The sequence below is a fragment of the Stenotrophomonas sp. STEN020 genome (assembly GCF_056760195.1).
This window is the reverse complement of the sequence record NZ_JBRREI010000050.1, coordinates 22,893-33,923: the sequence shown is the minus strand read 5'-3', so window position 1 is coordinate 33,923 and position 11,031 is coordinate 22,893. Positions and strand designations below refer to the sequence as shown.

The 11,031-nt window shown below is 62.6% G+C and carries 9 protein-coding genes and 1 riboswitch; of the genes, 4 read left to right on the top strand and 5 right to left on the bottom strand.

All coding sequences use genetic code 11. The features are described from left to right. Positions 1–295 precede the first annotated feature (295 nt). Both ACVOLZ_RS17590 and ACVOLZ_RS17585 read right to left on the bottom strand, forming a co-directional pair. Positions 296–2,872, bottom strand: coding sequence for a M14 family zinc carboxypeptidase (locus ACVOLZ_RS17590; protein WP_481517244.1), 2,577 nt, complete (start codon positions 2,870–2,872; stop codon positions 296–298). Positions 2,873–3,052: 180 nt separating this feature from the next. Continuing rightward, entirely contained in the window at positions 3,053–5,683 is a 2,631-nt protein-coding gene (locus ACVOLZ_RS17585) for a TonB-dependent receptor (RefSeq protein ID WP_481517243.1), read from the bottom strand. A 184-nt stretch (positions 5,684–5,867) separates the two neighbouring features. Between ACVOLZ_RS17585 and queD the strand changes: the two genes are divergently transcribed. The 4 genes from queD (at position 5,868) to ACVOLZ_RS17565 (ending at position 7,970) form a co-directional block, all read left to right on the top strand. Next, positions 5,868–6,233 (top strand): 6-carboxytetrahydropterin synthase QueD, encoded by a 366-nt coding sequence (gene queD, locus ACVOLZ_RS17580; RefSeq protein ID WP_481517242.1) that lies wholly within the window; start codon positions 5,868–5,870, stop codon positions 6,231–6,233. A gap of 363 nt (positions 6,234–6,596) precedes the next feature. Then, positions 6,597–6,959 (top strand): phasin family protein, encoded by a 363-nt coding sequence (locus tag ACVOLZ_RS17575; protein WP_481517246.1) that lies wholly within the window; start codon positions 6,597–6,599, stop codon positions 6,957–6,959. A gap of 172 nt (positions 6,960–7,131) precedes the next feature. After that, positions 7,132–7,614 (top strand): GAF domain-containing protein, encoded by a 483-nt coding sequence (locus ACVOLZ_RS17570; protein ID WP_481517241.1) that lies wholly within the window; start codon positions 7,132–7,134, stop codon positions 7,612–7,614. Further along, on the top strand, positions 7,611–7,970 hold the full coding sequence (locus ACVOLZ_RS17565; RefSeq protein ID WP_481517240.1) for a TfoX/Sxy family protein: 360 nt from the start codon (positions 7,611–7,613) through the stop codon (positions 7,968–7,970). The genes ACVOLZ_RS17570 and ACVOLZ_RS17565 overlap by 4 nt, the downstream gene beginning before the upstream one ends. Positions 7,971–8,071: 101 nt before the next feature. Here ACVOLZ_RS17565 and cobS read toward each other — a convergent pair whose 3' ends face one another. The 3 genes from cobS to cobT are packed head-to-tail and all read right to left on the bottom strand — an operon-like array spanning position 8,072 to position 10,475. Then, positions 8,072–8,824 carry an adenosylcobinamide-GDP ribazoletransferase gene (gene cobS / locus ACVOLZ_RS17560; RefSeq protein WP_481517239.1) on the bottom strand — a complete coding sequence of 251 codons (753 nt, stop codon included), beginning with the start codon at positions 8,822–8,824 and terminating at the stop codon, positions 8,072–8,074. Further along, a complete protein-coding gene (locus tag ACVOLZ_RS17555) occupies positions 8,821–9,408 on the bottom strand; it encodes a histidine phosphatase family protein (protein ID WP_481517238.1) in 588 nt (195 codons plus the stop codon). Before ACVOLZ_RS17555 ends, cobS begins: the two co-directional genes overlap by 4 nt. Continuing rightward, entirely contained in the window at positions 9,405–10,475 is a 1,071-nt protein-coding gene (gene cobT, locus ACVOLZ_RS17550; RefSeq protein ID WP_481517237.1) for a nicotinate-nucleotide--dimethylbenzimidazole phosphoribosyltransferase, read from the bottom strand. Before cobT ends, ACVOLZ_RS17555 begins: the two co-directional genes overlap by 4 nt. Before the next feature lie 282 nt (positions 10,476–10,757). Further along, a riboswitch (cobalamin riboswitch) is annotated at positions 10,758–10,998 on the top strand. Positions 10,999–11,031 lie beyond the last annotated feature (33 nt).

Sequence of the window (11,031 nt, the reverse complement as noted above, 5' to 3'; positions counted from 1 at the left end):
TTTCTTTGTGTTTTGGTCTTTTTGCTTTGTGTTTTGTGCTTTGTGCTTTGGGGTTTGGGTTTTGTGGTTTGTGCTTTGGGCTTTGGGCTTTGGGCTTTGGGCTTTGGTTCTATCCCTTCTCCCGTATACGGGAGAAGGTGCCCCGCAGGGGCGGATGAGGGCGGCTTTTGGGCTTTTGCGATAACCGCTGTTTGGCCGAAAAAAGCAAAACAGCACGGCGCTGCGCACCGCCCCCTCACCCCAACCCCTCTCCCGCAAGCGGGAGAGGGGCTATGAACGCTGCGGGGCTAAAGCCTTACTCCCCGCGCTGCCGCGGCGTGCTCAGATGGTTCGCCTGCAGCAAGGCATTGAGCAGCAATCGCTCGGTACCATACCAATACTTGCGATGCGCCGGGTCATCGGCAAACAAGACCACGTTGCCACTCCCAGTCGGCACTACCTGCAGATAGCTCGAACCCGAAACCCGCGCACGATTGGCATCGGACAGATAGCCATTCACCACCGGCTCGCGATCAATGCTCACCACATTGAGGAACGCGTTCTTCACCGGCTCGAACACCAGCCCGCCTTCCTTGTTGACCCAGATCCGGCGCTGCTGCACACCAAAGCCCAAAGGATGAGTCGGGTCTATATCGGCGCTCAAGATGTTGCCACTGACCCGACCCAGCGCGAACACATCACGCACCGTGCCGAAATCCAACCGCTCGGCGTCATCCTTCTTGTCGCCTTCGCGCAGCTTGGCTTCAGCAAGACCCTTGTCGATCGCCCAGCGCGCGCCGCTGCCATAAACCACCAGCGAACCACCGGCAGCAATCCAACGTTTCAGCGCCGCCACACCGGCATCGCTGACGTTGGTATAGGTGCCGCCGGAGAGCACGATCGAGGTGTAGCGCGCCAGATCAACACTCGCCAGCTGCACAGGATCAAGCTTGCTGGAAGGCAAGCCCAGCGAGGTATCCAGCGAGAACCAGGTCGAGCCAATCTCGGTTGCGGACACACCCTCGCCCATCACCAAGGCGATGCTCGGCGTACGCAGCACGCGTACATTGTCACTGCCCAGATCGATGCCGCTGGCTGCACGACCGCTGGCCAAGGCATAAACAGTGACACCGGCCTCCTGTGCACGCGCCAACACCTTGGCCAGCAGGGCGTCCGCATCCAGGCTCTGGCCCGCAACCGGAATCACCACCGCGCCATGACCAAACGCCACATCACCGTTCGCAGTAGCTGCAGTGAACGGCTGATGCGCGGTACGCACCCGCACGTTGTCACGCAGCAAGCCACCCAACAGCCGGTAGCTACCAAAATCACGCGCATCGGCAACATAAGCGAAGCCTGCACGACCGCCGCTTATGCCGCCCTGCGCCGCAGGCACTGCATCCACCGCCGCACCACTCGGCAAGGCACCACGACTACCGGCATAGCGCAGACCGTACGCTGGCGCCACTGCATACGAGGTGCCGCTATAGAACACATCACCCTTCACCGCCGGGGTGAACTCGAAGATCGAATGCGCGAGGCGGAACTGCGGCTGGCGCGCCGGCACCACATAGGCCGAACCGGCGACGAAACGCTTGCCATCGACTTCCACATCCCGCGCCAGCGCATGCACCTCGATGCGATGCTGCAACAGTACTGCCAGCAACTTGCGGGTCAGCGTGGCATCAGCTGCATCGCCAAACACCCAGTCATGCACCGGATAGGCCGCCGCCTGCTTCAAGGCACTGCGGAAAAACTCCTTCTGCAGCGCGAACAAACGGTCACGATCTTCAACCACACCACGTACGCTGGCCAAACCAGTAGCCACCTGATTGCGAACGGTGAAGTTGAAATGCAATAGACCATTCATCGACTCCTGCACCAATCCGCGCGAACTGGCCTGCTCCACGGTTACGCCCACCGCACCGTGGAAATCCGGATAGGTCGAGCCATAAATCGGCGAGAAATTGTCGAAGTTCTCACCGGTGTAATACAGCGAGCCCAGGTCATCCAGTGCTTTGGCATGGAAGCGCGCCAGCCACTTGTTCGCCTCATACGAGGACTTGGGCAGCAGCGGGCTTTCCATGCTCTTCGGCGACGGCTCGAAGTAGTAAGTGCTGTCCTTGCCCATCTCATGAAAATCGATCTGGATGTTCGGGTACCAGCGATGGAATTGCGCAACCTTCGGCCAACTATCGGCCTGCGCCAGCGCCAGCCAATCGCGGTTGAGATCAGTGAAGTAGTGATTGACGCGGCCACTCGGGAACGGCTCGACGTGTTCCTTGTCGGTAGGATCAGCCGATGGCGGACGCGAACCCCAACCGTTATGCCAGTTGGCGGCGCGATCACGTCCATCCGGATTCTGTGCCGGATCGATCACCACGACTGCATGGTCCAACCAGCGCGCGGTTTCCGCGTCCTGGTTGGCGGCCAGATAGTAGGCGGTGAGCATCGCTGCTTCACCGCTGGAGGTTTCATTGCCATGGACGCTGTAACCCAGCCAAGCCACCGCCGGAGCATCGGCGCCGGGTAGCGGTTGTGCAGGATCGATCAACGCTTGTCGTTGCGCGGCGATCTCGGTGCTGCGCGCGTGGTTGCGGGGCGAAGTGATGGTGACCAACAGCAGCGGGCGCTGCTCGTAACTCTGGCCAATGACCTCCACCTTGACCTTGTCCGAAACGCGCGCCAGTTCGTTGAAGTAAGCCACCAGCTGATCATGGCGGGTGTAGTGGCTGCCGATCTCGTAGCCGAGGAACTGCTGCGGCGATGGCACCTTCGCATCGAACTGTTGCGCGTTGGGGAAGTAATAGCTGTTCTGGGCGTAGGCCGGCGACAGGCTGACAAGTGTTGCGAGCAACAGAACTGGCAGCACACGTGAAAAGCGGAACGACATGGGTGTAGCACTCCCCTATTGCATGAACGTTGTTGCGAATAATTGCTGGCAGCACGACCTGTAGTGCCGAGCCATGCTCGGCAAGAGCTTCACCGGCAAAGCTCCAGCGCGGCAAAGCTGCCCTCACCCAAACCCCTCTCCCGTGAACGGGAGAGGGGCTAAAGCACCGCGGGCTTTCAATCAGAAGCGGTAATCAAAGCCCAGCGTGTAATAGCGCCCACGCAGGTCGTACTGACTGAAGTCATACGGTGCACGCACACCCGGGAAGGTTGCGTCGTACGGCGGCTGGCGATCGCCGATGTTCTGCACCTTTGCGTACACGGTCAGCTTGTCGATGCCGGTGTAACCCAGGTAAAGATCGAACTGGCTGTAGCTGGCAACCTGCTTCTGCACCGCCTTTGCCGCCGCGCTGCCTTGCTGGTCATAGCTGCTGGTGTAGTACCAGGTCAGCGCGGTGCGCCAATCACCCAAAGCCCAGTCCAACGTGGTGGTGGCCTTGGTGTCCGGCAACGATGGGCCGAGGTTGGAACCGGCGTAATCCACCAGCGGGCCTCCCACAACCTGCGGGCGCTTGTAGTCGATGACGTAGGTCAGCGCTGAGGACAGGCCGAAGTCACCTGCGCTGGCCGTCTGCCAGCGCTGGCGCAATTCGATGTCGATGCCGGAAGTCTCCAGCTCGCTCAGGTTCTGGTAACGGTTGTAGACCGCCAACAACTTGCCGCGAGAATCACGCAGCACATTGGCCGGGTCGTTCTCCTGCACCAGCGTGGTGGTGTTGCCGGTGCCGATCAGGTTGTCCAGCTTGATCCGGTAGTAGTCGACGCTCAGGTTGGTGTTCTGCCACGGCGACAGCACGAAGCCGGCATTGAAGCTGCGGGTACGTTCCGGGTCGAGGTTGGTATTGCCGACGGTGAAGAAAGTCGGGTTCTGGCGCGAACCCGGCACGTCCGGATCATGCGGATCCACCACCGAGCCATAGGCGATGCTGGTGGATGCAGAGTTCTCCGACAGCGATGGCGCACGGAAGCCACGCGAGGCAGCTGCACGTACCAGCAACCAATCCAGCGGCTGCCAGCGCAAGCCGAGCTTGGGCGAGAACGCATTGCCGAAATCACTGTAGTGATCAGCACGTGCCGCGGCCTGCAGCTCCAGCGTGCTGTGCAGCGGCACGCTCACTTCCGCATAAGCCGCGCTGACCTGGCGCTGGCCGTGCACTTCCGCAATCGCAGGGCGCACCTGCAGGCCTGCATCGATCTGCCAGGGATTGTCGGAGTCGAGCTTTTCCTGCCGCCATTCGGCACCGGCGGCAAAGCCAATCTCGCCCGCCCAGGTTTCACCCAAAGTACCGGACACCTTGGCGTCCACACCCTTCAGTACCGACTCGGCCGGGCGCAGCGTGCTCAGGCCGATCGCAGCCAGCACCGCAGGATCGGTCGCAGACGGCTTGAGCAGGTTGTAGCTGCCCGTGGCCAGCGCGTCATACAGCGACCAACGGTTGGCAAAACCACCGGAGACGGTTTCGCGCTGCTTGCTGGCTGCCTGGAACGCACCCAGCTCCCAATCCCACTTCTCGGTCTGCCCGCGCAGGCCGAGCACACCACGATAGGAGCGCGAACGGTTGGTCTTGATGGTGCCGCCAAGGTTGAAGAAGGTGTATTCGATCGGCACGTCCACGCCGTACGGGTTGTACGGGTTGGCTGCCGGCAGCGTCGAGCGCACCGGCTCGGCCAGACCGGTATCGGCGTTGAGCGCGAAGCGGCCGCTTTCCAGGGTGAAGAACGGGCTGGAGCCGAACCACGACACACCCTTGATGTCGCTGTAGATCACATCGGCGAAGGCTTCCACCGAGTCATTGATGCGCAGCGTGCCATTGACGTAAGCCTGCCAACGCTTGGTCGACGGGATCAGCGTGGTGTACGGCGCTTGGTTGAAGGCACAGGTATCACCAGCCAAGCCGTCGATCGGACCGCTCGCAGTGAGTACGGTGCCTTCCGGGCAGTTGCCCGCTGCGTCGAGCATCGGCACCGATTTGCCGCCAATCAGGAAGCGCGCGCCCTTGGCCGACCAACCATTCCAACGACCACCGGCCTTGTCGGTATAGATGCCCGAGCGGGTCAGATCGCGCTGATCCTGATCGAGACGGTCGCGGTTATAGCCTTCCAGCGACACCAGGATGTTGTAGCCATCGCGGTCCAGGTCGCCGATACCGCCGACGAACTTGAGGTTCTGCTGATCCAGCCCACCGGCTTCGGAGGTGCCGCCACTGACGCCGACTTCGGCACCTTCAAAATTCTGCCGGGTGATGATGTTGACCACGCCGGCGACTGCGTCGGAGCCGTATACCGCCGAGGCGCCGTCCTTCAGTACTTCGATGCGCTCTACCGCTACCAGCGGCAGCGCGTTGAGGTCGACGAAGGTGTCCGACAGGCCACCGGATGGGAAGCCGTAGTTGGCCAGACGGCGACCATTGAGCAGCACCAGCGTGTTCTTCTGCGACAGGCCGCGCAGGCCGATGCCGGCCGAGCCCGAGGCCCAACCGCTGTTGCTGGTTTCGTTGCTGGCGTTGCCGGTGTTGGCGGAGATCGAACGCAGCAGGTCAGCCACACTGGCCTTGCCGGTCTGCTCCAGTTGCTGGCGTTCGATCACCTGCACCGGGTTGGCGGTTTCAGTATCGGTGCGCTTGATGTTGGAGCCGGTGACACGGACCGCATCGAGGGTCTTGCTGCCATCGGCAGCGGTTTCAGCCAGGGCGAGGGAGGGAGCAGCGATGGCAGTGGCCACCGCGAAGGCGAGCAAGGAACGAGTAGGCATGGAATCCGGGGAGAGGTGAATGACAACCCCTGCAGTACCTCATGACAGTCAAATGTCCGGCCAATCACTTTGTTGCATTCGCACATAACCATCCGTTACATCGCTTCATCAGGATGGATATGAAAATATGACTGGCATCACTGGCGCATACGCGCAGCGACGGCGGCACCCTACAATTGCGCCCATGGATATTTTCAAGGTTTTCACCCTCGAAGCCGCGCACCGGCTGCCCAACGTCCCGGTCGGCCACAAGTGCTCGCGCCTGCACGGCCACTCGTTCCGAGTGGAACTGCGGGTCAGCGGCGAACCCGGCCCTGAGACCGGCTGGATCATGGACTTCAGCGAGCTGAAGGCCGCCTTCCAGCCGCTCTACGACCAGCTCGACCACAACTACCTCAACGACATCCCCGGCCTGGAAAACCCCACCAGCGAACGCCTGGCGATCTGGATCTGGGAAAAGCTGAAGCCGGCACTGCCACTGCTCAGCGAAGTGGTCGTACATGAGACCTGCACCTCCGGCTGCAGCTACAAGGGCGACAAAGCCGCCTGACAGCGGCCCTGTAGTGCCGAGCCATGCTCGGCAGAAGCTTTACCGGGAATGCCTCAGCCGAGCATGGCTCGGCTCTACAACGCCTTCCCGACCACGCAGCGGCATTTGTTGGAGTGGCGTAAGCCGCGAAGCCGGCCGTGCATGAAGCCTAAAAGCCAACCCCTCCCCAGCCCTCCCCTTGCCTTCGGCAAAGGGAGGGAGCGGTAGTGCCGAGCCATGCTCGGCAGAAGCTTTACCGGTAATCCCTCAGCCGAGCACGGCTCGGCGCTACAGGGACAGACTCTGAACAGTTCAGAATTTAATGTTGCACTGCGCAAAATCCAAGCTATGCTGCAACGCAACAAGACCCACCAGATCACCTTGATGTCCGCTCAGTTCAACGACTTCAGCAGTTACACCCAGCAGCTCGCCGCTGCCGCCAATCGTGCCAATCGGCTCGCCTTGGAAAATGCTGAAAGCGTGTTTGGCGTGCAACTGCGCGCGTTCGAGCGCAACACCACCGCTGCGGCTGGCTTCTTCGGCGAACTGGCCCAGGCCGGTGCGCAGGCGGATCTGCAGGCGCTGCTGCCCAAGGGCATGCAGCTGGCGCGCGAAAACATCGAACGGCTGGCCAATGCCAACCAGGAAGTGGTCGGGCTCAGCCTGAAGACCAGCGAGGCATTGAGCGCACTGGTGCGCCAACCGTTCGCTGCCAAGCCCGCCAAGGCTGAGCGCAAAACCGACTGATACCCAGACAACAGAATTTGCGCGGTCCCTCCCCCGCGCAATCCCAGACCCGGTAGCTCCCTCCCGCTGCCGGGTCTTTTTTTTCCTGCGATCCAGCATTCCATTGCCGATGGCTGCGTTCGGCGGCAGCGGCTGGCAAACTCGACGACCACGCAGCGGCTAGACTCTCCTGATGTTCAACACCGACACCCTCACCGGCAGCAAGCCGGAACAATACGCCCAGCTGCTGGCCCAGGCCCGCGCGCTCGTCCATGGCGAAGCGGACCGTATTGCCAACGCCGCCAATCTGTCGGCACTGGTCTACCACGCACTACCGCAGCTCAACTGGGTGGGTTTCTACTTCTACGACGGCAAGGAGCTGGTGGTTGGCCCGTTCCAGGGCCTGCCCGCCTGCGTGCGCATTCCGCTGTCCAAGGGCGTGTGTGGCGCCGCTGCCAGCAGCCGCCAGACCCAGCGCATCGAGGATGTGGATGCGTTCCCCGGCCATATCGCCTGCGACTCGGCCTCACGCTCGGAGCTGGTGGTGCCCTTGGTCCACAACGGCACATTGATCGGCGTATTCGATATCGACAGTCCAGTGATCGCGCGTTTCGATGCCGATGACCAGCTGGGGCTGGAAGCCATCGCACAGGTGTTTGTCGAGGCGCTGCAATGAGCGCACCCAAGCTGCGCAACATCGGCCCCAAGAGTGCAGCCTGGCTGCGTCAGGTCGGTTTGCGCAGCGAGCAGGACCTGAGCGCGATCGGCCCGGTTGCAGCGTTCATGAAGGTACGCCGCGCCGGCTTCAAGCCCAGTCTCAACCTGCTGTATTCGCTGGAAGGTGCGCTGGTCGGCTGCCATTGGCAGGAGATACCCGAAGCACGCCGCCAGCAGCTGGTCGCCGAGTATGAAATCGCCGTTGGCGCCCTGCCTACTGGACGCGCAGGGCAACAGGCCGGGCCGGTGCATGAAACGCATATGCAGGCCGAAGCCGACGAAGAAGAAAACAGCGAGATTCGCTTCGAGGACTGAAGCCCGCCCGGTACTTTTGTGGGAGCGGCGTCAGCCGCGAAGCTGGCCATTTTTCTGGATTGCGTAGTGCACGATTCCGGATGCGACTGTGGCTTCGCGGCTTACGCCGCTCCTACAAACCCGGCGGCGAGCGGTGCGAGGACTACCAGGGTCAGCAGCAGCAAGGTCTCCACCACTTCCACGCTGGCGCCGAGCCCATCACCCGAGATGCCGCCGAGCTTGCGCTTCCACCACAGTGCGACCAGCGGCACCAGCAGCAGTGCAAGCAACAACGGCCAGGCGACAAACACGCTGATAGCAGCCAACAACGCAGCCCACAACCACATCGCCGCCGGTCGCAGCTGCCAGGAAAAGCGCTCACCCAAACCATCGCCATGCAGCGACGGTATGCGCTGGCTCCACCACAAGGTGCCCCAACGCGCCCACGCCGGCACCAGCACGATGCCGAACCACAGCGGGCCCACCGCAAGCTCGGTCAGCAACACGAACTTGAGCAGCAGCTGCATGATCAGCGTGACCACGCCGAACACGCCCATATGCGGGTCTTTGAGTACTTCCAGAAAGCGCTGCGGGTTGCGATGTGCCGCGCCAAAGGCATCGGCAACATCGCCCAGGCCATCCAGATGCAAGGCGCCGGTCACCCACACCCAGACCAGCAAGGTCAATGCGCCGGCCAACCATGGACGATCAGCCAAACCATACAACGGTAGCGCCAGCAGCACGCCGATGATGATGCCAACCAAGGGGTAGTACACCGCCGACCTGCTCAGGTCTTCCTGGCGGAAGTCACGCACCTGCGGTGTCGGCAGCCGGGTCAGGAATTGAATGGCAAGGATCAGGCGGCGTCCGATCATGGTTGTCGCAACTCCAGCAGTTCACCCCACAACTGCCCGTCTTCGCCACGCTCCACGCGCAGGCGCACACGGGTGCCGTAATCGATGCGCATCGCCCATAGCGAGGACAGGCTCATGCCGCAGACCCGCGACACCACCAGCCGCAACACGCCGGCATGGCTGACCACTAGTACTGGCTGGCCGTCGCCATCGTCTTCGTCCACCAGCCGGTGCAGCTGTTCTTCCACGCGCGCCTGGAACTGCTGCCAGGACTCGCCATTGGGCGGCACCACGTCATGCGGCTCGCTATAGAACCCGGCCAATTGCTCGGCCGGCAGTTCGTCGAAATGCAGCCCGTCCCAGTCGCCGAAGTCGAGCTCGGCCCAATCCGGATGGATCTCGCAGAACTGGTTGCTGCCGGCTACCAGCGCATGCGCGGTATCCAGCGCGCGCCGACGCGGCGATGTGATCACCCGGCTCCAGCCGATGCCGGCATGGCAACGGTACAAGGCGTCCATCGCGCCTTCGATCAAGGGTGGATCGGTACGACCGTCCAGATGACCTGCACGTCCAGTCGAGGCATGCCTCAGCAGATCAAGAATCATCGGCCGCCACCGCGATCAGCAACCGCTGCTTCGGCAAATGTCGCCATGCTGTTGTGCAGGGCACAGGCCATGCGCACCAATGGCAACGCAAGCGCAGCACCGGAGCCCTCGCCAAGACGCAGGTCCAACGACAGCAACGGCTGCGCCTGCAGTGTTTCCAACAGGCGGATATGACCGCGCTCGGCCGATTGATGCGAGAACAGCAGCCACGGCCGCAGACTCGGGTTGATACGTACTGCGGCCAATGCCGCAGCAGAGACGATGAAGCCATCCACCAGCACCGGAATACGGCGCTGCGCAGCGGCAATCATCGCCGCGCTGATCGCTGCGATCTCCAATCCACCCACACGCTGCAATGCTTCGCAACCGGGCGATTCGGCCGTATCGATCAGTTCGCCGTGCAGGCTCAACGCGCGTGCGATGAGATTCTTCTTCTGCACCATGCGCACTGCGTCCAAGCCGGTACCGGCGCCGACCAGCTCGTCCAGCGGCAACGGGCCAAGCACAGCGGCGATGGCACTAGCGGCGGTGGTGTTGCCGATGCCCATCTCGCCGAACACCAGAAGATCGGCACCGTCGGCGCAGGCGGCGTCCACCGCACGGCGACCGGCATCGAAGGCAGCATCCAGATCGGCAGCCGACATCGCCTGGGCGGTGCTGAAGTCAGCAGTGCCGTGCAACGTCTTGGCACTGACCACACCGGCAATCGGCGCGGTGGCGCGGCTGCCCACATCCCATAGGTGCAGCGGCAGGCCCAGTTCGCGCGCCAGCACCGCAATGGCAGCACCACCGCTGGCGAAGTTATGCAGCATCTGCACCGTCACTTCCGCCGGGTAGGCCGATACGCCCTGCGCGGTCACGCCGTGATCGCCAGCGAACACCACCACCGGCACACGTTGCGCCACCGGCTGATCCACGCCTTGCAGCGCGGCCAACTCAACGGCCAAGGTCTCCAAGCGACCCAGAGCGCCTTCCGGCTTGGTCAGCTGGCGCTGGCGCAGCAGGGCACGCTGCCGGTATTCCTGCGAAGGCTGGCCGCAGGCCTGCCCGTACCATGTTTCTGTCACGACACTTCCGATACTGCGTTTGCAGCGCGCATTCTAGCCATTCAGCAACAGTGCTGCGCATGAGCTGCTTCGGCAGTCACTGCTCAAACCCAACTCGACCAACACGTAGCCCGTGTAAGCGCAGCGCTCCCGGGGAATGCGATTGCAGCATTGATGCGGGCTGCAGCGCCCTGCACTTCCCGGGTTCGCTGCGCTTGCCCAGGTTGCTTTGCACCTTGGCTACAAACGCAACGGTACGGCCGCCGTTACCGCCCATTCCGGCAACGCTGCCAGCAATGGCATAGAATGCGCGCACTTTCAGGTGACCGCCCGGCATTGCTGGTCGGTTGAAACGGGAAGCCGGTGCCGCACACTGCTAGAGCTCGCTCCAGCGTGTCGCCATTCCGGCACTGCCCCCGCAACGGTAAGCAGGACAAGTCCAGACATGGCGCCACTGTGCACGGCACGGGAAGGCGTCTGGACGGAAGCGGCACACGCCGCCTCGCCTGCGAGTCCGGAGACCGGCCCGAAAGCTGACTGGTTGCGATGCGGAGGGCATGGCGGCGGCTGTAGCGCC